The sequence below is a fragment of the Bradyrhizobium sp. SZCCHNS1022 genome, from assembly GCF_032484835.1.
Taxonomy (GTDB): Bacteria; Pseudomonadota; Alphaproteobacteria; order Rhizobiales; family Xanthobacteraceae; genus Bradyrhizobium.
Window position 1 is genome coordinate 1 of the sequence record NZ_JAUETT010000008.1, and the last position, 20,044, is coordinate 20,044.

The 20,044-nt window shown below is 65.6% G+C and carries 19 protein-coding genes; 9 read left to right on the plus strand and 10 right to left on the minus strand.

Annotated elements, in window-relative coordinates; genetic code table 11:
* Positions 1-156 precede the first annotated feature (156 nt).
* The 6 genes from QX071_RS32325 to QX071_RS32350 all read right to left on the minus strand — a co-directional run bounded on the left by QX071_RS32325 (position 157) and on the right by QX071_RS32350 (position 5,116).
* Positions 157-1,581, minus strand: coding sequence for a homospermidine synthase (locus tag QX071_RS32325; protein WP_315706523.1), 1,425 nt, complete (start codon positions 1,579-1,581; stop codon positions 157-159).
* Between the two features lie 35 nt (positions 1,582-1,616).
* Positions 1,617-2,006 carry a RidA family protein gene (locus QX071_RS32330; protein ID WP_315706524.1) on the minus strand — a complete coding sequence of 130 codons (390 nt, stop codon included), beginning with the start codon at positions 2,004-2,006 and terminating at the stop codon, positions 1,617-1,619.
* An 85-nt stretch (positions 2,007-2,091) separates the two neighbouring features.
* The gene (locus QX071_RS32335) at positions 2,092-2,286 is read right to left on the minus strand and encodes a hypothetical protein (RefSeq protein WP_315706525.1); all 195 of its coding nucleotides are present in this window, start codon (positions 2,284-2,286) and stop codon (positions 2,092-2,094) included.
* Positions 2,274-2,867 carry an N-acetyltransferase gene (locus QX071_RS32340; RefSeq protein ID WP_315706526.1) on the minus strand — a complete coding sequence of 198 codons (594 nt, stop codon included), beginning with the start codon at positions 2,865-2,867 and terminating at the stop codon, positions 2,274-2,276. Before QX071_RS32340 ends, QX071_RS32335 begins: the two co-directional genes overlap by 13 nt.
* A 153-nt stretch (positions 2,868-3,020) precedes the next feature.
* Complete coding sequence (locus QX071_RS32345; RefSeq protein WP_315706527.1) at positions 3,021-4,163, minus strand: type III PLP-dependent enzyme; 1,143 nt, start codon at positions 4,161-4,163, stop codon at positions 3,021-3,023.
* Positions 4,164-4,855: 692 nt separating this feature from the next.
* Positions 4,856-5,116 (minus strand): hypothetical protein, encoded by a 261-nt coding sequence (locus QX071_RS32350; RefSeq protein WP_315706528.1) that lies wholly within the window; start codon positions 5,114-5,116, stop codon positions 4,856-4,858.
* 133 nt (positions 5,117-5,249) lie between these two features.
* On the opposite strand from QX071_RS32350, the gene QX071_RS32355 reads away from it, so the two are divergent.
* The 3 genes from QX071_RS32355 to QX071_RS32365 are packed head-to-tail and all read left to right on the plus strand — an operon-like array spanning position 5,250 to position 9,080.
* Complete coding sequence (locus QX071_RS32355) at positions 5,250-7,325, plus strand: M3 family metallopeptidase (protein ID WP_315706529.1); 2,076 nt, start codon at positions 5,250-5,252, stop codon at positions 7,323-7,325.
* Positions 7,306-7,965: a DUF1007 family protein gene (locus QX071_RS32360; protein WP_315706530.1), complete on the plus strand. Its 660-nt coding sequence runs from the start codon at positions 7,306-7,308 to the stop codon at positions 7,963-7,965. The genes QX071_RS32355 and QX071_RS32360 overlap by 20 nt, the downstream gene beginning before the upstream one ends.
* Complete coding sequence (locus QX071_RS32365; protein WP_409977550.1) at positions 7,956-9,080, plus strand: nickel/cobalt transporter; 1,125 nt, start codon at positions 7,956-7,958, stop codon at positions 9,078-9,080. Before QX071_RS32360 ends, QX071_RS32365 begins: the two co-directional genes overlap by 10 nt.
* 33 nt (positions 9,081-9,113) lie before the next feature.
* On the opposite strand, the gene shc is transcribed toward QX071_RS32365, so the two are convergent.
* Positions 9,114-11,333 carry a squalene--hopene cyclase gene (gene shc, locus QX071_RS32370; protein ID WP_315706531.1) on the minus strand — a complete coding sequence of 740 codons (2,220 nt, stop codon included), beginning with the start codon at positions 11,331-11,333 and terminating at the stop codon, positions 9,114-9,116.
* A gap of 234 nt (positions 11,334-11,567) precedes the next feature.
* Positions 11,568-11,966, minus strand: coding sequence for an MAPEG family protein (locus tag QX071_RS32375; RefSeq protein WP_315706532.1), 399 nt, complete (start codon positions 11,964-11,966; stop codon positions 11,568-11,570).
* A 120-nt stretch (positions 11,967-12,086) separates the two neighbouring features.
* On the opposite strand from QX071_RS32375, the gene hemH reads away from it, so the two are divergent.
* The 3 genes from hemH (at position 12,087) to QX071_RS32390 (ending at position 14,871) form a co-directional block, all read left to right on the plus strand.
* Positions 12,087-13,124: a ferrochelatase gene (hemH, locus tag QX071_RS32380; RefSeq protein ID WP_315706533.1), complete on the plus strand. Its 1,038-nt coding sequence runs from the start codon at positions 12,087-12,089 to the stop codon at positions 13,122-13,124.
* A 260-nt stretch (positions 13,125-13,384) separates the two neighbouring features.
* On the plus strand, positions 13,385-14,392 hold the full coding sequence (locus QX071_RS32385; protein WP_315706534.1) for an SPFH domain-containing protein: 1,008 nt from the start codon (positions 13,385-13,387) through the stop codon (positions 14,390-14,392).
* A 32-nt stretch (positions 14,393-14,424) separates the two neighbouring features.
* Positions 14,425-14,871: an NfeD family protein gene (locus tag QX071_RS32390; protein ID WP_315706535.1), complete on the plus strand. Its 447-nt coding sequence runs from the start codon at positions 14,425-14,427 to the stop codon at positions 14,869-14,871.
* Positions 14,872-14,941: 70 nt separating this feature from the next.
* Here QX071_RS32390 and QX071_RS32395 read toward each other — a convergent pair whose 3' ends face one another.
* The gene (locus QX071_RS32395) at positions 14,942-16,645 is read right to left on the minus strand and encodes an outer membrane beta-barrel protein (RefSeq protein ID WP_316190315.1); all 1,704 of its coding nucleotides are present in this window, start codon (positions 16,643-16,645) and stop codon (positions 14,942-14,944) included.
* Positions 16,646-16,818: 173 nt separating this feature from the next.
* Between QX071_RS32395 and QX071_RS32400 the strand changes: the two genes are divergently transcribed.
* Entirely contained in the window at positions 16,819-17,820 is a 1,002-nt protein-coding gene (locus tag QX071_RS32400) for a KpsF/GutQ family sugar-phosphate isomerase (protein WP_315706537.1), read from the plus strand.
* Between the two features lie 79 nt (positions 17,821-17,899).
* Here QX071_RS32400 and QX071_RS32405 read toward each other — a convergent pair whose 3' ends face one another.
* Entirely contained in the window at positions 17,900-18,457 is a 558-nt protein-coding gene (locus tag QX071_RS32405; RefSeq protein ID WP_315706538.1) for a carboxymuconolactone decarboxylase family protein, read from the minus strand.
* 230 nt (positions 18,458-18,687) lie between these two features.
* On the opposite strand from QX071_RS32405, the gene QX071_RS32410 reads away from it, so the two are divergent.
* Both QX071_RS32410 and QX071_RS32415 read left to right on the plus strand, forming a co-directional pair.
* Positions 18,688-18,957 (plus strand): helix-turn-helix domain-containing protein, encoded by a 270-nt coding sequence (locus tag QX071_RS32410; RefSeq protein ID WP_315706693.1) that lies wholly within the window; start codon positions 18,688-18,690, stop codon positions 18,955-18,957.
* A 121-nt stretch (positions 18,958-19,078) separates the two neighbouring features.
* Positions 19,079-19,903, plus strand: coding sequence for an arylamine N-acetyltransferase (locus QX071_RS32415; protein ID WP_315706539.1), 825 nt, complete (start codon positions 19,079-19,081; stop codon positions 19,901-19,903).
* Positions 19,904-20,044 lie beyond the last annotated feature (141 nt).

Below are 20,044 nucleotides of genomic sequence, written 5' to 3' on the forward strand. Positions count from 1 at the left end.
GCAACCGGGAATCCAACGAGCTGTCTCTACCCGCCGCCACTATGACAGTGACACCCGGTCAGATACAGGAATCTCGACGTTGTTTTGCGTCGTTTCCCTCAGCTCGAGGTTCCGGGTTCGACGCTTACGCCTCGCCCCGGAACGACGGCGTTGGAATCACCGCACCAAAATATTCCGGAACTGCCAGGGATCGTTGGTGTCGATGTCTTCCGGGAACAGGCCCGGGCGATCGGTCAGCGGCGTCCAGTCGGTGTAGAAGCCCTTGACCGGGCCGAGATACGGCATCTGGATTTCGAGGCAGCGGCGGAAATCCAGTTCGTCGGCTTCGACGATGCCGGCGTTCGGGTTCTCCAGCGCCCACACCATGCCGGCGAGCACGGCTGAGGAGACCTGCAGGCCGGTCGCGTTCTGATAGGGCGCGAGCTTGCGCGTCTCCTCGATCGACAGCTGCGAGCCGTACCAGTAGGCGTTCTTGGCGTGGCCGTAGACCAGCACGCCGAGCTCGTCGATGCCATCGACGATCTCATGCTCATCCAGGATGTGCCACTTCTCCTGCATCTTGCCGGTGGCGCCGAAGATCTCGTGCAGCGACAGCACCGCGTCGTTGGCGGGGTGATAGGCGTAGTGGCAGGTCGGGCGGTACGCCACCTTGTCGCCGTCGCGCACGGTGAAATAGTCGGCGATCGAGATCGACTCGTTGTGTGTCACCAGGAAGCCGTATTGCGCGCCCGGCGTCGGGCACCAGGAGCGCACGCGGGTATTGGCGCCGGGCTGCAGCAGATAGATCGCGGCACCACAGCCTTCCGAGTGCGTGCGGCCATTGTCCGGCATCCATTTTTCGTTGGTGCCCCAGCCGAGCTCCGCCGGCTGCATGCCTTCGGATACGAAGCCTTCGACCGACCAGGTGTTGACGAACACGTCCATCGGCTTCGGGTTCTTGGAACGCTGGGTGTCGCGTTCGGCGATATGGATGCCCTTGACCCCGAGCTTCTGCGCGAGTTGCGCCCAGCCCTCGCGGCTCTTCGGCTCGACGATCTCGGTCTTGGTGTCGCGGGCGATGTCGAGCAGCGCCTGCTTGACGAACCAGGACACCATGCCGGGATTGGCGCCGCAGGTGGAGACGGCGGTGGTGCCGCCCGGGTTCTTGCGGCGTGCCGCCAGCAACGTCTCGCGCAGTGCGTAGTTGGAGCGCTGCTCGACCCCCATGTTCTTGTCGAAATAGAACCCGGCCCAGGGCTCGACCACGGTGTCGACGTAGAGCGCGCCGATTTCCCGACACAGCGTCATGATGTCGACCGAAGACGTGTCGACCGAGAGATTGACGCAGAAGCCCTGGCCGCCGCCCTCGGTGAGCAGCGGCACCAGCAGTTCGCGATAATTCTCGCGGGTCACCGCCTGCTGGATGAAGCGGACGCCGTGCTGCTTGGCGAGCTCGCCATTGTCATGCGGATCGATGATCACGAAGCGGTTCTTGTCATAGGCGAAGTGCCGCTCGATCAAGGGCAGGGTGCCCTTGCCGATCGAGCCGAAGCCGATCATGACGATGGGACCGGTGATCTTCGCGTGGATCTGCGAGCTCATCATGTTCTCCGAAAACGATAGGGTACTGAACGGGTTCAGGCGCTGCGGCGCTTGGCCGTGACTTCGATCTCGACCTTCATCTCGGGCTTGAGCAGCGCGGCGACGACGAGCAGCGTGGCCGCAGGGCGGATGTCGCCGAACACCTCGCCGCAGACGGCGAAGTGGGCGTCGGCGTCCTTGGGATCGGTGATGTAGTAGGTCGCCCGCACGACGTCGGCCATCTCGAAGCCGCCCTCCTTCAGGGCGGACTCGATGGTCTTGAAGCAGTTGCGTGACTGGCTCGTGACGTCGGCCGGCATCGTCATGGTGGTGTAATCGTAGCCGGTGGTGCCGGCGACAAAGGCGAAGTCGCCGTCGACGACGGCGCGGCTGTAGCCAAAGGTCTTCTCGAAGGGCGATCCGGTGGAGATCAGGCGGCGGGACATGGGCAACCTCATATGGGATTTGGCCGGGGTTTAAGGGGTTTTGCTGCACCTGCGCAACCCCGGAGCCGGGATTGCTGGGAGATCGTCAGCGCGGGCGGGTGACGTCCGGCGGCGCTGCAGGGGAGCCCGTCCAGCGCCGGACCACGATGTCTCGGACGATCATGATGGCGAGCAGGAGCAGGACGAGGCTTGCGACCAGCGTGCCGCGACGCCGCGCCGGCACGGCGATGGCCGCTCCGGGCTGCTGCGCCTTCGCTGTGCGGGCCGTCACGCCGCGCATGATACCAGCGCCGCCTTGCGGCTGCGCCGCGATTTGCGTTCTTGCGCGCCCGTCGGCACGATCATGCCCCAGGCGCCGTCGAGCGCACCGGCGATGAGCTCGCGGCCGAGCAGGCGCTCGCGCTCGAACGGGCCCGGCAGTTCCAGCTCGACTGTCTTCTCGGCCGAGAAGCCGAAGCGGGCGTAGTAGGGCGCATCGCCGAGCAGGATCACCGCGCCATGGCCGCGGGCGGCCGCGATCGCGAGCGCCTCTTCCATCAGCGCGGCCCCGATGCCGAGGCTCCGGACATCCGGATCGACGGCCAGCGGGCCCAGCATCAGCGCATCGCGCCCACCGGCGTTGACGTGCCACAACCGCACGGTCCCGATCACCCGGCGCTCGCGAACCGCCGACAGGGCAAGGCCTGCGGCGGGCGCGCGTCCGTCGCGCAGGCGCTGGCAGGTGCGCTCATGACGGTTGTCGCCAAAGCAGGCATCGAGCAGCGCCTCGCGCGCCGCCACGTCGGAGCCGCGCTCGCTGCGGATCGCGAACGCAGCGGCGGCTTGAACAGGCGCAGTGGTGGTCGGCCGAAAAGCAGTCATGGCACATCAGTCCCGGCTCGCCGCTGCAGACTGTCGCCCGCGCGCAAGCACGTCATGTCAGGTCAATAAGGAAGCTCTATCGCTCCCTCTCCCGCTTGCGGGGGAGGGTCGGGGTGGGGGCTCATCCCACCCGGGGCTCGGAAATGCGAGCGCTCAGATGTGGTAGGTCTTGAGCGGCGGGATGCCGTTGAAGGCCACCGACGAGTAGGTCGAGGTATAGGCCCCGGTCCCCTCGATCAGCACCTTGTCGCCGATCGAGAGCGTCACCGGCAGCGGATACGGCAGCTTCTCGTAGAGCACGTCGGCCGAATCGCAGGTCGGGCCGGCGAGCACGCACGGCGCCATGTCCGCGCCGTCATGCGGGGTGCGGATCGCGTAGCGGATCGATTCGTCCATCGTCTCGGCGAGGCCGCCGAACTTGCCGATGTCGAGATAGACCCAGCGCAGTTCGTCCTCGTCGCTCTTCTTCGAGATCAGCACCACTTCCGACTCGATAACGCCGGCATTGCCGACCATGCCGCGGCCCGGCTCGATGATCGTCTCCGGGATCTGGTTGCCGAAATGCTTGCGCAGCGCACGGAAGATCGAGCGGCCGTACTGCACGACCGGCGGCACGTCCTTCAGGTACTTGGTCGGGAAGCCCCCGCCCATGTTGACCATGGTCAGGTTGATGCCGCGTTCGGCGCAGTCGCGGAACACGGTCGAGGCCATCGCCAGCGCCCGGTCCCACGCCTTCACCTTGCGCTGCTGGGAGCCGACATGGAACGAAATGCCGCAGGGCTCGAGACCCAGCCGCTTGGCGAGATCGAGCACCTCGACCGCCATTTCCGGGTCGCAGCCGAACTTGCGCGACAGCGGCCACTCGGCGCCGGCGCAGTCGTAGAGGATGCGGCAGAACACCTTGGCGCCCGGCGCGGCGCGGGAGATCTTCTCGACCTCGGCAGCGCAGTCCACCGCGAACAGGCGGATGCCGAGCGCATGGGCGCGCGCGATGTCGCGCTCTTTCTTGATGGTGTTGCCGTAGGAGATGCGGTCAGGCGTCGCGCCGGCGGCCAACGCCATCTCGATCTCGGCGACGGTGGCGGTGTCGAATGAGGAGCCGAGCGAGGCCAGCAGCGACAGCACTTCGGGGGCCGGATTGGCCTTCACCGCGTAGAACACGCGGCTGTCCGGCAGCGCCTTGGCGAAGCTCATGTAGTTGTCGCGCACGACGTCGAGATCGACAACGAGACAGGGCTCGGTGTCCAGACCTTCCTCGCGGCGGTTGCGCAGGAATTCCCGAATACGTTCGGTCATAGCACCCTCCAAACGGCCCCAGCGACGAGACCCGTTCAAACGTTCTCGACGGCGGTGCTTTGGCGTTGCCACCCGATGGAAAGGCGACAAAACCTCGGACCGAAGCCGAATTGTGCTGCCGTGGATTGGTTGGGAGGGGTCCCGCCCGCACACCTGGCAATGAAGGACAAGCCTTTTCAGTAGCCCGCGCCGGCGTTGGACTGCCGGTAGAGACCAAAAAAGCCCGATCCGTCGTTGCTTTAAGTCGCGTCCCCCGTTGAGAGCGGGGTGCGCCGGTTCGCCTCCGGCTGCCAGTCACGGTTGCAAGAGGCGAGGTCACCTTCAGCGGCATCTCTTGAGAGAGATGCTGGGCTTTCGGTTTGTGCTGATCCCGATCGGTGCGATCGCGATCCTAACAAAGCCGAGGGCCCCTCGGTTCCTCATCCCTTGGCGGCTGTCCGGCCTCTTGTCCGGATACCTACCGACTGACACACGACCACAGGCACGTGCGAAATTGGGCAAGTCGGGAAATAAGCGTTTTGAATTTCGACCGCAAGATTTTTTTGAAGTCTCGCGCGTGATTTCCCTAACGGTGTGCTTGGCGGACACAGCTTGTGCGGGAGCGCGGGCTTGTGTGAACGAACGTTAAGCTAGCTTAAAGCTCTGTCACGCGCGAAAGCCTTGTGGCGTAGTGCTTTCGTGCAGCGCCAGGACTACGCGCGCTTCACGAACGGCTCGACGCGCTGCGCGCCGCGGATGAAGGCCACCATCACGAAGACGCCGAGCGCGAACAGCAGCGCCTGCAGCACATGGGTGCCGGTGTCGCCGAGCCCGAACAGAATCGAAAGCGCCCAGCCGCCGGCGAAGGCCGCCCCGAACACTTCGGCGCCGATCAGGATCGCAGCCGAGAGCACGGTGATGACGCTGGTCCAGACGATCTGGCGGGAGGCGGCGGTCTGGTTCTCTGAGCTCATGATCGGGTCCTTGTGGGCGGGCCGCAATCTCTCCGAAAAGCTGCGCTGCATCAAGGGGAAATGACCCAAAAAGGGCGCCTTGCGTGGTAAGAGGAGCCAGATTTGGATTTCGAGAGACCACGGACCTTTGCCGATGACAGACACCGCCGACGCGACCGCGATCAACCCGCTCCTGAAGGCGTGGGAAACGCCGCACCAGACACCGCCGTTCGACGCGATCAAGCCGGAGCACTTCCTCCCCGCTTTCGAGCGCGCCTTTGCCGATCATGCCGCGGAGATCGCCGCCATCACGCATGATCCGGCGGAGCCCGACTTCGCCAACACGATCACGGCGCTGGAGCGCTCGGGCAAGCTGCTCTCCAAGGTGTCCGCCGTGTTCTATGATCTGGTCTCGGCGCACTCCAATCCGCAGATCCTGGAGATCGACAAGGAAGTCTCGCTGCGGATGGCGCGGCACTGGAATCCGATTCAGATGAATGCGGTGCTGTTCGGCCGTGTCGCCCGGCTGCACGAGAACCGCAAGACGCTCGACCTGACCGGCGAAGAGATCCGTCTCTTGGAGCGCACCTATACCCGCTTCCGCCGTGCCGGCGCCGGCCTTTCCGAAGAGGCCAAGACGCGGATGGCCGAGATCAACGAGCGGCTCGCCCAGCTCGGCACCACCTTCAGCCATCATCTGCTCGGCGACGAGCAGGACTGGTTCCTGGAGCTTTCCGAGGACGACCGCGCCGGCCTGTCCGAGCAGTTCATCGCGGCGGCCAAGGCCGCGGCCGAGGAGCGGGGTCTGCCGGGCAAGGCGATCGTGACGCTGTCGCGCTCGGCGGTCGAGCCGTTCCTGCAGAGCTCCGCCCGGCGCGACCTGCGCGAGAAGGTTTACAAAGCGTTCACGGCGCGCGGGAACAACGGCAACGCCAATGACAACAAGGCCATCATCGGCGAGATCCTGAGCTTGCGCGAGGAAGCTGCCAAGATCATGGATTTCCCGAACTACGCGGCCTATCGCCTGGAGGACTCCATGGCGAAGACGCCGGAGGCGGTGCGCGGCCTGCTGGAGCGGGTGTGGAAGCCGGCGCGCGCCAAGGCGCTGGCCGACCGCGACGAATTGCAGAAGCTGATCACGGAAGAGGGCGGCAACTTCAAGCTCGAAGCCTGGGACTGGCGCTTCTATGCCGAAAAGCTCCGCCAGGCCAAAGCCAATTTCGACGACGATGCGATCAAGCCGTATCTGACGCTGGACAACATGATCGCCGCGGCCTTCGACTGCGCGACGCGCCTGTTCGGCATCACCTTTGCCGAGCGGAAGGATATTCCGGTCTGGCATCCGGACGTCCGGGTCTGGGAGATCAGGGATCCCGCCGGCAAGCACAAGGCGCTGTTTTATGGCGACTACTTCGCCAGGGCCTCGAAGCGCTCCGGCGCCTGGATGACCTCGCTGCGCGACCAGCAGAAGCTCGACGGCGAGGTGGCGCCGCTGATCATCAATGTCTGCAACTTTGCGAGGGGGGCCGAGGGCCAGCCTGCGCTACTGTCGCCGGACGAGGCGCGCACGCTGTTTCACGAATTCGGCCACGGCCTGCACGGCCTGTTGTCGAACGTGACCTATCCCTCGCTCTCCGGCACGTCCGTGTTCACCGACTTCGTCGAGCTGCCGTCGCAGCTCTACGAGCACTGGCAGGAGCGGCCCGAGGTGTTGCAGCGCTTCGCCCGCCATTACCAGACCGGCGAGCCGCTGCCGGACGACCTGCTGAACCGCTTTCTTGCCGCGCGTAGGTTCAACCAGGGCTTTGCCACGGTCGAGTTCGTCGCCTCGGCGCTGGTCGATCTCGAATTCCACACCCAGCCGGCCTCGGCGGCCAAGGATGTGGGAGCCTTCGAGCGGGCCGAACTCGAAAAAATCGGCATGCCGGCGGAGATCGCGATGCGGCACCGGCCGACCCAGTTCGGCCACATCTTCTCCGGAGACCATTATGCCTCGGGCTATTACAGCTACATGTGGTCGGAGGTGATGGATGCCGATGCGTTCGGCGCGTTCGAGGAGGCGGGCAACATCTTCGATCCCGCGGTCGCCAAGCGGCTCCATGACAACGTCTATTCCTCCGGCGGCTCGGTCGATCCGGAAGCGGCCTATGTCGCCTTCCGCGGCCGCGAGCCGGAGCCGGACGCGTTGCTCCGGCGCCGCGGCCTGCTCGATGTTCCCAAGGCGGCGTGAGGTGGTGGCCTTGCTCCGCACTCTTCTCACCGTGCTTGCGCTGGTCGTGGGCGCCAGCGCCGCGCAGGCGCATCCGCATGTCTGGATCACGGCGAGCAGCGAACTGCTCTACGCGCCCGACGGTTCGATCACCGGCGTGCGCCATGCGTGGACCTTCGACGACATGTTCGCGAGCTATGCCCTGCAGGGCACCGAGAGCAAGACGCGCGGGGTCTACACCCGCGAGGAGTTGGCGCCGCTGGCGCAGACCAACGTCGAGTCGCTGAAGGAATACGCCTATTTCACCTTCCTGAAGGCGGACGGCAAGAAACAGAAGTTCGAGGACCCGGTCGACTATTTTCTCGAATACAATGACACCAAGCTGATCTTGCATTTCACGCTGCCGCTGAAGGCGCCGGTCAAGCCGAAGCAGCTCTCGGTCGAGGTGTTCGATCCGAGCTATTTCATCGACTTCCAGATGGCGGACAAGGATCCCGTCCGGATGGTCAGTGCGCCGGCGGGCTGCAAGCTCGGCTTGGTTAGGCCGAGCGATGGCGGCGCGGTCGCGCAGACGATGAACGAACAGACATTCCTGAGCGGCGGGGCGAACGCCAATTTCGGAATGAACTTTGCCAACAAGATCTCGGTGGAATGCCCATGATACTGCAAGCTCGCCCCAACGCCGTTCGTCCGCTCCTGATCTGCGCTGCGATCCTTGCCGCGCTGGCCGCCGCAGATGCCGCCTCGCATGTGCTGCTTGCCAAATCGCCGTTCGGCGCGCCGGCCGAGCCCCAGGCAGGCGGCATCGTCGGCTGGCTCCTGGCCAAGCAATCGGAGTTCTATCGCCAGATGTCGTCGACCATCCGCGCCGCCAAGTCCGACGGCTCGGCGGTGTGGCTGCTGCTGGCGATCTCGTTCGCGTACGGCATCTTTCACGCGGCCGGTCCCGGCCACGGCAAGGCGGTGATCGCCTCCTATCTGGTCGCCAACCAGGAGACCGCGCGCCGCGGCATCCTGCTGTCATTTGCTTCGGCCCTGATGCAGTCGCTGGTCGCGGTCGTCATCGTCGGCATCTGCGCCTGGCTGCTCAACGCCACCGCGGCGACGATGTGCAGCGCCGAGAAGGCAGTGGAGATCGGCAGCTACGCGCTGATCGCGCTGCTCGGGGCGCGGCTGGTCTGGACCAAGGGCGTTGCGCTGCTGCGGACGCTGCAGCCCCAGCGACCGGCGCTGGCTCTGGCCGGCCACGAACACGTCCACGCGCATGCGGCTCACGACCACGCGCACGATCATGATCATGGCCATCATTATCGCGAGCATCATCACCATGGCGATCATGATCACCACCATCACGACCACGATCACGGCCCCGCACACGTCCATGACGCCCATTGCGGTCATTCGCACGGGCCGGAGCCGAGCGAGCTTGCCGGCCCGGGCGGCTGGCAGCGGGGTATTCAGGCGGTCTTCGCTGCCGGGGTGAGGCCCTGCTCCGGAGCGATCCTGGTGTTGGTCTTCGCGCTAGCGCAGGGCCTGTTCTGGGCGGGCATCGCCGCAACCTTCGTGATGGGGCTCGGGACCGCCGTGACGGTCGCGACCATCGCGCTGGTTGCCGTCTCGGCGCGGGGAGTGGCGCAGCGGCTGAGCCAGGCGCGCGAGGGCGGCGGCGTGCTGATCATGCGCGGGCTCGAATTCGGCGCCGCCGGTCTCGTGCTGCTGTTCGGCACCGGGCTGCTGCTCGGCTACATCGCTGCCGAGCGCACCACCTGTTTCTGACGCAGAGGAGCGGACGTCGGTCGCGCACTGTCGCTAGGGCTGTGCGTTCCCTCTCCGCAACGCGCGGCCGAGCGCGGCGACCGGAAAGTATTGCCGGTACAAGTCCCAGCGCAGCATGAACGCGCGCGATAGTTCCGGACCTTGCTGGCCGGCAGGGGCCGTTGCTGGCTGCGCCGCAGCTGCTCCTTGCACCGGAGCCTTGCCATGCGCCTGCGGCCGCAGGGTGCGGCCGAGCGCCATCAGCGGGAAATAGTGCCGGTACATCTCGTAGCGCAGCATGAAGGCGCGTGACAGCTCCGGGCCTTGCATCAGCCGTTGCTGCAGCGCTGGATCGGTGAGCTTGATGGTCTGGCCGACGCCGTAGCCGGGAAAGCCGGTGCCGGTGAATTCCGGCTCAACCCAGGTGCCTTCGGACTGCCGCTCGACCAGCCACAGGCAGCCGCGCTCGATCGCCTCGCGGTCCTGCGCGCGGTTTGCGGCGAGCAAGGCCATCAGCGCCCACGCCGTCTGCGACGCGGTCGCGGTGCCGCGGCCGACCGCGCCGAGATCCATGTAGGAGGCACAGCTCTCGCCCCAGCCGCCGTCGTTCTGCTGATGGGCGAGCAGCCAGTCGCAGGCGCGCTGGATGTAGGGCTGGCTCATGTCTTCGCCGATCGCAGCCAGTGCCGGCAGCACGGCGCTGGTGCCGTAGACATAGTTCACGCCCCAGCGGCCGAACCATGGTCCGCTCGGCTCCTGCTCGCGACGGATGTAGTCGAGCGCGCGCACCATGGTCGGATGGTTGCGTGAGAGGCCGAGCTTGCCGAAGGCTTCGATGACGTGCGCCGTGACGTCGACCGACGGCGGATCGAGCGCCTCGCCGAAGTCGCAGAACGGGATCTTGGTCAGGATCTGCTGATTGTTGTCCTTGTCGAAGGCGCCCCAGCCGCCGCTTCGGCTCTGCATGCCGATCAGCCAGTCGACGCCGAGCTGGATCGCCTCGTCGATGCCCTTGGCCTTCCACTTCGGATCATGCCGCAGCGGCGCCAGCGCGATCAGCGCCACCGCCGTGTCGTCCGTATCGGGATAGAAGTTGTTGGCATATTCGAACGCCCAGCCGCCCGGCTTGACGTGCGGCAGCTTCACCGACCAGTCGCCGGGCACGCGCACCTGGCGCTCCAGCACCCAATTCACCGCCTTCTCGATCGCCTCGGGATAATCGCCGATCACGCCCGCGTCGTCGAAGGCGAGCAGGGTCAGGATGGTGTCCCAGACCGGGCTGTTGGTCGCCTGGATGTAGGTCGCTTCTCCGATGTCGACGCGCCAGCCCGGGTCGTTCAGGGCATCGAGGCCCTTGGCGATGACCGGGTGGTTGAGCGGATAGCCTTCGACATGGAGCGCCATCAGGCCGTAGATCCAGGGCGGCTGGATGCCGCCCCACGCGCCGTCGAAATCCTGGTGGCGGATCATCCATTCCAGCACGTGGCGCACGGCGGCCGGGCGGAAGAGGCCGAGATTGAGCCTGTTGCCGAGGTTCTGCAGCGCGTGCAGCACCTTGTCGGCGCCGCGGAAGAACTTGTCCCAGCCACCGGCGCCGACCTTGGTCGGCAGCTCATAGTCGAACGCGTCGCGCCCCTGCGGAAACAACGCATCCAATCGGTTCTCGGGCGGTAGCGGCCGGCTCGGCCGCCGCGCCGAAAGGACCGCGATCGGCATCAGGGTTGCGCGCGCCCATTGCGCGAAATTGTAGATCGAGAACGGAAACCAGACCGGAAACCAGATCACCTCCGGCGGAAGGTTCGGGGTCTTCTCCCAGGGCCATTCGCCGATCAGCGCCAGCCAATAGCGGGTGAAGACGCGGACGTTGCGCAAGCCGCCCTTGGCCTCGATCCATTCGCGCGCGCGGCGCAATGCCGGCTCATCATCGCGGTGGCCGAGCGAGCGGAGGGCGGCATAGGCCTCCACGGTCGCATTGATGTCGCCGTTCGGCGCGTTGAAATAGATCTGCCAGGAGCCGTCGCCGCGCTGGGTCTGCAGCAGCGCCTGCCCCATGCGCGGACGCAGCGGGTGATCTTCCAGGCCGATGAACCACAGCGCGAGGCACCATTGCGCTTCCATGCACGCGTTGGATTCCGCGCGCCCGACCCAGTGGCCGTCCGGCTTCTGATGTGCGATCAGCCAATCGGCGGCCGCCCGCACGGTCGATTTCAGGGCGGTCTGGAAATTATCGGGGGCGCTGGCCGTGGTCGCCAGCGTCGGGCCGTTCGACGTCATCACAATCCCTTTGGCGTTTCCCTTGGCGGGGCGCCTTCACCGGTCCAAAGTTCCGTCGCCGTATAGAAAATTCTGGCGGCGAATCCAATCAATTGGCCGTGGCGCCCTAGATCAAAGCCGGAACAAAGGTGCGTCAGCCTGCACTCCCGGATCGGTGGCCTGCACGTGCCGTTAACCGTCTCAACAGCCATTCGATGTGATCCGCGTCATCCTATGGGTGCTGGGCCTCTCCACTCAGATTGGGAGATAGTTGCGCAACAGCGGCAGGAAGAAGATCGCCACCGTGATCGCGAAACCCAGCACCCACAGGATCGAGCGCAGCGCCGGGCGGTTGCCGACATAGGTGAGCACGTAGGCCGTGCGCACGATCAGGAACAGCATCGCGAGCTCGTTGATCAGGTTCTGCGGCGCTGCGCGGAACTCGGCCAGCAGCACGGCGGCGGCGAAGAACGGGAATGCCTCGATGCCGTTCTGATGGGCGCCCAGCGCGCGCTCGCGGATGCCGCTCTGGTAGAAAGTGGGGTCCCGGGGGCGCGCATTGTCGTATTGTCCGGCGCTGATCCATTTCACCGGGGCGATCGTTAAGAGGTACAATATCACGCTGGCGAAGATGCAGAGTTCAGCAATCGTCATGGCTCCTCCGGCCTGATGACATCGTCGTCACAACCATTATCTAGACAGGGCTGCCGCACCCCGCCAAGCGGCCTGTTACAAGTCGCCCGTCACGAGCCGTCCGACATCAGCCTGGATACCATGACCGCTGCCATCTCCCTCGACAATGCAAGGCCGCTCTCTGCCGCCAATCCATCGCGCGTCGGTGTGCTCTTGGTCAATCTCGGCACGCCCGACACCGCCGATGCTGCCGGCGTGCGCGTCTACCTGAAAGAGTTCTTGTCCGACCCGCGGGTGGTCGAGGACCAGGGGCTGCTGTGGAAGCTCATTCTCAACGGCATCATCCTGAACACGCGGCCGCGCCGGAAGGCGCGCGATTACCAGACCATCTGGAACAATGAGAAGAACGAGTCGCCGCTGAAGACGATCACGCGCGCCCAGAGCGAGAAGCTGGCGGCGAGCATTGCCGATGCCGGACACGTTGTGGTCGATTGGGCGATGCGCTACGGCAATCCATCGATCAAGGCGGGGATCGATGCTTTGATGGCCAAGGGCTGCGACCGCATCCTGGTGGTCCCGCTCTATCCGCAATATTCCGCCGCGACGTCGGCAACCGTCTGCGACGAGGTCTTCCGCGTGCTCGCGAGCCTGCGGGCGCAGCCGACCCTGCGGGTGACGCCGCCTTATTATGATGACGAGTTCTACATTGAGGCGCTCGCGACCTCGATCGAGGACCATCTTGCGACGCTGCCGTTCAAGCCCGAGTTGATCGTGTCCTCGTTTCACGGCATGCCGAAGGAATATGTGGACAAGGGCGACCCCTATCTCGAGCAATGCGTCGCCACCACCGCCTTGTTGCGCAAGCGGCTCGGCCTGGACGAGTCCAAGCTTCTGCTCACCTTCCAGTCGCGCTTTGGCCGTGCCGAGTGGCTGCAGCCCTATACCGACAAGACCATCGAGAAGCTCGCCAAGGACGGCGTGAAGCGCATCGCCGTGGTGATGCCGGGCTTTACCGCCGACTGCCTCGAGACCTTGGAGGAGATCGCCGGGGAAAACGCCGAGATCTTCAAGCACAATGGCGGCGAGGCGTTTTCCGCCATCCCCTGCCTGAACGACAGCGAGCCGGGCATGGACGTGATCCGGCAATTGGTGCTGCGCGAACTGCAGGGTTGGATCTGAGCAGGCTGGATCTCGGACGCGGCGGTTGATCGCTTCGAATTTGAAGCTTTGGTGACGTGCCGCGGCTCCGGCGGGGCGTAGCTTCTTAGGAGCACCGCTGCTGCCTGCAAGGCCTTTACCACGTCGGTATGTCGAAAATAGTTCGCTGAACCGGCCCCGCCGCCGCCGAGACAAATTCACGCGGCAATCCTTACGTCTTGATTGCTGTGGAATTGTGCGGAAGCCCATCCTTGTGACGGGTCTTTCGTCTTGGAGGTCTTATGAGCGGTTTCGACATTTTCGCGATTGCGCTGGCGCTCTTGGTCATCTTTACGTTGTTTGCCGGCGTGAAGACGGTGCCGCAGGGCTATGACTGGACCGTCGAGCGGTTCGGCAAATACACCCGGACGCTGTCGCCGGGGTTGAACATCATCGTGCCCTATTTCGACCGGATCGGGCGCAAGATGAATATGATGGAGCAGGTGATCGAGATTCCCGAGCAGGAGGTGATCACCAAGGACAACGCCACCGTGACGGTGGACGGCGTCGCCTTCTTCCAGGTGTTCGATGCGGCGAAGGCGAGCTACGAGGTCGCCAGCCTCTCGCAATCCATCATCGTGCTGACCATGACCAACATCCGCTCGGTGATGGGCGCCATGGACCTCGACCAGGTGCTGTCGCATCGCGACGAGATCAACGAGCGGCTGCTCCGCGTCGTCGATGCCGCGGTCTCGCCTTGGGGCGTCAAGGTCAACCGCATCGAGATCAAGGACATCGTGCCGCCGGCCGACCTCGTCGAGGCGATGGGCCGGCAGATGAAGGCCGAACGCGTCAAGCGCGCCGACATCCTGCAGGCGGAAGGCCAGCGGCAGTCCGAGATCCTGCGCGCCGAAGGCGCCAAGCAGAGCCAGATCCTGCAGGCCGAGGGCCGCAGGCAATCCGCCTTCCTCGATGCGGAAGCGCGTGAGCGTTCCGCGGAGGCCGAGGCCAAGGCCACGCAGATGGTGTCGGAGGCGATCGCCAAGGGCGATGTCGCTGCGCTCAACTATTTCATCGCCGACAAATACATCAAGGCGTTCGGCCAGCTCGCGGATTCGCCGAACCAGAAGGTGATCATGCTGCCGGTGGAGGCGATGAGCATGCTCGGCTCCCTGGCTGGCATCGGCGAGATTGCGAAGGCGACCTTCGGCGAAAGCGCGGCCTCCGCCGCGGCGGCTGCGCGCCGCACCGGCTCGGTGCCGCCGGCCGGAACGACGCCCCCTGCGCCGCCGCTCCCGCCGCGCGCGTGATAGGATGCGGGGCATCTAGCGAGGGTCACGTCATGGCCGAAATGTTTGAGAGCCTGAGCACCTGGAACTGGTTGATCTTCGGTGTCATCCTGATGGCGCTGGAATTGCTCGCCCCGGGCATCTTCCTGTTCTGGTTCGGCTTGGCCGCGCTTTTGGTCGGGCTCGCATCGTTTGCGTTCACGCCGTCCTGGCAGATCCAGATCCTGATGTTCGCGCTGTTCGCGGCAGCCGCAGTGCCGGTCTGGCGCCGGCTCGCCCGCAGCGCGGCACGGCCGGCCAGCGATAATCCCTATCTCAACCGCCGCGCGGCCGCGCTCGTCGGCCGCGTCTTCACGCTTGAGAAGCCGATCGTCGACGGCTCCGGCACGGTGCGCGTCGACGACACCGTCTGGCGTGTCGCCGGGCCCGATACGCCGGCCGGCAGCCGCGTGCGGATCGTGCAGGCCGACGGCGCCAATCTCACGGTGACAGGGGCGTAGGAGCGAGCCGACTTCGATTTGTAGGGTGGGCACGCTTCGCTTTGCCCACCCTACAGTCGTTCGCTTAAGCTCAATTCTGCAGCCGGACGCCGAGCATCACCACCGTGCCGGATGAGCTTGCGCCTGCGACGTTCGAATCCAGCACGTCGTAGCGTAACGTGCCCTTGAGCCAGAGGTTGCGGGTCATCTTGTAGATCAGGTTGCCTTCGGTCGAGTAGGTCTTGTCGCTGCGACCGTAGCCCTGATAGTCCAGCGTGCCGAAGGTGAACTTGCCGATGGCGGTGAGCCAGCGGCGGAAATCGTGGTCGACCTCGACGGTGTAGGTGCGCACGAGGACGCCGGAGGCGCCGGCCACGGTGGTTTCCGCAAGCTGCGTGTCGGAGAGGAATTTGGCCGTCGTCAACGGCGTCGCCGACCACACCAGCGAGGCCGTGGTCAAAAATCCCTGCAGCCGGTTCAGTCTGGGATCGACATAGCTGCGCGCGGCGTAACCGATCGAGACCTCGCCGGTCAGAAGTCGCGTCAGCTCGAACGAGCTGCCGGCCTTGGCGTAGCCGCCGCTCGAGTCGCGCCGATAGAAGGAGCGGTCGTACGGCAGGTCATGCACGCGGCTGTCGCCCTCGATTTCCGCGAACGGCTTCAGACCGGGCGAGACCTCGTAGGAGACGCGCCCGACCCCGCCATATTGGTTGAAGTTGCGGTCGTCGTTCGAGGTCATGGCGCCGTTGGTCAGCTTGCTCTGCTCGTAGCTGGTGCGGTCGATGGTGGCGCCGGCCGAAATCTGCAGGCGATTGAAGCGCTGGTCGACGCCAATCGTCGTGCCCAGCGTGGTGTAGACCGGATAGCGGGCGAGCCCGGCCTGGATGTTCGGGCTGCCGGGATTGTCGGTCGCAGCCCGCAGCCGCAGCTGCGCGCCGACCGAGGTGTCCCCGGTGACGTCGAGCCGGCCGTCGACGTGGCCGGTGAAATCCGGCCGGTCGAGATTGGTGGGCGCCGGGTTGATGCCGCCGTCGATGATGGCCGGCAGCGAGCCGCCATAGCCGGTGAAGGAGCCGCGCAGATCGGCGACGACAGCGTGGCGCTCCCAGTTCGATACCGCGAGAAACTCCGGCGCGACCACCCAGAACGGCAGCCCGCGCGCGTTCGCAAGCCGCGCCGGATTGGTGTCGTAGCCGGCGGAGATCTCGACCGCCGATTTCACCAGGAACGGGCCCATATAGTCGCCGACCGCGCCGAATGGATCGTCGTCGACCCTGAGCCGCTTCCGGGGTGGCTGGCCGGGCACGCTGCCGGCCATCGCCGGCGGCAGCGGCGGCCTGTTGGCACCGGCAGACGGCGGCAGGGACGGGCGGAGCTCGCCGACGAGGCCGCCGGGCGGCGGCGTGCCAGGGCCGAGGGCGGGCTTCGGGCGGGGCTGCGCCGGATAATATTTCGGCTTCCTGCGGGTGCGGTTCAGCGAATCATACCCAGAGTCCGCCGCCCCGCTCGCGGCCGACAGGCCGGCCAGCGGCCCCAGGCTGACCCGTGATGCGGCGGCGCCGCCGGGGGACTGCACAACGCGGGCAGGGGCGGCCGGCGCGGGCAGTTCGCTTGTGGCGATCCGACGCAGCGGTGAATCCTGCGGCAGCAGGAAGCCGTCAGGGACCGGGCGAAGCATATCCGTGGTCTGCGCCGAGGCAGGCGCGGCCGCGGCGGCCAGGAGCCATAGGCTTGCGGCGGCGCGGTCGCACCACGAAGGGCGCCTGATCCGGCCGCTGTCGGGCCCCCAACCCACGATGAAAATACTCCAACAAAATCATGTATTTGGCCCGCGCGGCCCCGCGCCGGTCGGCAATTCCTGCCGTGAAGGGAGTAAAAACAAATATGGTTAATGGGCTGTTGATGCCGCCTTTACCGCCCGACCCGTGGTAAGACCTCCGCGTCATCTGTCTGTCGTGGAATGCGTCGATGCCGAGCTCCAATCCCCTGATCGAATCCGCCGCCGACCATGCCGATGTGCAGTCGGCGCTGCGCACCCTGGAGATCGGCAGCAACGGTATCGTCGCGATCTCGGCCGCGCTGCGGGGAACGCTCGGAACGGCTTTCACCGCGGCGACGACGCTGATCCGCGAGGCCAAGGGCCGCGCCATCCTGACCGGGCTCGGCAAGTCCGGCCATGTCGCGCGCAAGATCGCGGCGACCCTGGCCTCGACCGGCACGCCCGCCTTCTTCGTGCATGCGGCGGAAGCCGGCCATGGCGACCTCGGCATGATCACCGGCGACGACGTCATCATCGCGCTGTCCTGGTCCGGCGAGCAGTCGGAGATGAAGAACCTCGTCAATTATTCCAAGCGCTTCGCGATCCCGATGATCGCGGTGACCTCGAATGCGGCCTCCTCGCTCGGTCAGGCCGCGCGGATCGTGCTGGAGCTGCCGAAGGTGCGCGAGGCCTGTCCGCACAATCTGGCGCCGACCACCTCGACCCTGATGCAGGCGGCGATCGGCGATGCGCTCGCGATCGCGCTGCTCGAAGGCCGCGGCTTCACCGCGCTCGAATTCGCCAATTTCCATCCTGGCGGCAAGTTAGGGGCGATGCTCAAGCACATCGCCGATCTGATGCGCTCGGGCGATGCGGTGCCGGTGAAACCGCTCGGCACCGTCATGACGGACGCGCTGCTGGAGATGTCGGACAAGGGGCTCGGCTGCGTCATCATCACCGATGGAAACGGCCACGTCGCGGGCATCATCACCGACGGCGATCTCCGGCGGAAGATGCGGCCCGATTTGATGACGGCGCTGGTCGACGACATCATGACGCAGACGCCGCGCACGGTCCGCAGCGACGCGCTCGCCTCGGAAGCGCTGGAGATCCTCAACTCCGCGAAGATCACCACGCTGATCGTCACCGAGGCAGGCAAGCCGGTCGGCATCCTGCACATGCACGATCTGCTGCGCGCCGGGGTGGCGTGATCTCTCTCCAGCCGTCATTGCGAGGAGCGTTAGGCTCCGAAGCCAATCCAGATTAGGGCTGAGCGCCGGATTGCTTCGCTCACGCTCCGCATGAGGTCCGTGCAGGAAAACGCGCCGAAGTTTCCTCCAGCGGCAGGTCCAGTGCGTTCGCCAGATACGACACGGTGCGATAGAATCCGCAGAGCAGGATGATCTCGAGGATCTGATCCTCGTTGTAATGTGCGCGTAGTGTCGCGAACTCGGCCACGCCCAGAGTCGCACGCCGGTGCAGAGCGTCGACGGCGAGGAGCAACGCCCGCTCGGCTTCGGACCAGCAGGCCGCCTGACTGTCTTCGAGGACGGTTGCGCGAATTTGCTCGGCAGTCAGCTCGGCGGCAGCAGCGAACGTGCTGACATGCACGCCCCACTCATATTCGCATCCATTCAGGGCGCAGGTCCGGTCGATCGCAATCTCGCGTTCGCGCAGGGACAGGGGACCGCGATCGAGCAAGCTGCCCCCACCGAACTTGCCCCACGCCCGCTGGTGGCCGGCCATGACGCGGAACAGCATCAGCGGCGGCGCGCCGCGCATGATGCGATCGAACTGCGCCTGGATGTCTGCAGGGTAGGGCGGCTCCAGCGGGGGGATGCGGGGCATGCGGCGGCTCCTCCTGTGTGCTACATTTATTGTAGCGAAACGCTACGCTTTTTGTAGCGTTTGGCAAGAGCCGTATTTCTGTGCGAAGGGGGCACGACATGCCGGCACCGACCAAACCGGGGCCAAACAAGCCAAGTCTGGCAAAATCGCGTCGGACCATCTCGGCTGCAGCCGAGTCGTCTCCGGTCAAATCACGAGCCGTGCGTGGCTCCCGCTCGGGCCGTCCGATCATGGTGCTGCTCGATCTGTTGGGCAGGCGCTGGTCCTTGCGTATCCTGTGGGAGTTGCGTGATGACGCGCTGACCTCGCGTGCACTTCGCACGGCTTGCGACGAGGTCTCGCCAACCGTGCTGCAGACGCGCATCACCGAGCTGCGCGAGGCTGGCTTTGTCGCGCTCGGCGAAGGCGGCTATGCACTCACGCCGCTTGGTCGCGAACTGTTGGAAACCTTCATGCCGCTGCATCACTTCGCGGAGCGCTGGAGCAAGAAGGCAGGGTGATGGGGGTAGGATGGGGCAAAGCACCTGCGCAGCCGGCGGGTGGACTGCAGCTCGTGCGATCTGGAACGACTGCATGCGACCATGCTATGCCCTCTAGCGAGAGAAAACAGAGGCGCGGCCGATGCCTGACGAATTCCACCTCGACAAATATCTCGCCCGCATCGGCTATCGCGGGCCGCTTCAGCCAAATCGGCAAACGTTGGCAGCACTCCATGCCGCGCATGTGGATGCGATCGCGTTCGAGGGGCTCGATCCGCTGCTCGGTCGTCCCGTTCACCTCGATCTCGCCTCGGTGCAGCGGAAGCTCGTCGATGGCCGTCGTGGCGGTTATTGCTTCGAGCAGAACGCGCTGCTGCAGGCCGCGCTCGAGGCAGTCGGCTTTACGGTCACCAGCCTGTCGGGGCGGGTCCGCTGGCGCTTCGAGCCCGATGCTCCGCTCGGCCCGCGCACGCACATGCTGCTCAAGGTCGATCTCGCCGACGGGCCTTATCTGGCCGATGCCGGCTTCGGCTCCTGCCTGCTCGATGCGCCGCTGAGGCTTCAGGCTGACATCGTGCAGCCGACGGCGATGGGGACGTTCCGCCTGACCCAATCCGATGACGGCCTGTTCTGGCTCGCGGCGAAGCAGCCCGCGGGCTGGCGGACGATGTATGTGTTCGATCTGCATCCGCAGCTGCCGGCTGACTATGCACTGGGCAATTGGTACACCTCCACCCACCCCAGCGTGCCGTTCACCTCGATGGTGGTGATGGAGCGGCTTGCGCGCGAGGCGCGCTACAAGCTCGTCAACCGGCGGCTGTTGATCGAGGCGCGCGACGGGGAGATGGTCTCCGAGCGTATGATCGAGACCGCCGGCGAACTGGGGCGGGTGATCGAGGAGACCTTCGGCGTCACGCTGCCGGTGTTAGCGGACGAGATCTGGGGTCGGATCGAGGGGCAGGGTTGAGCTTGCGCTCGTAAGCCCGGGACGTTGCCGCACCCGCTGGCTGCCCAGCGGGCGGGCACTCCCCGCGGGACCGGAGCCTTCCCCACGATCACTCCTGATCCAGGCGTTGTGCGCTTGCGCGGTAAGCAGGAACCTGAATGA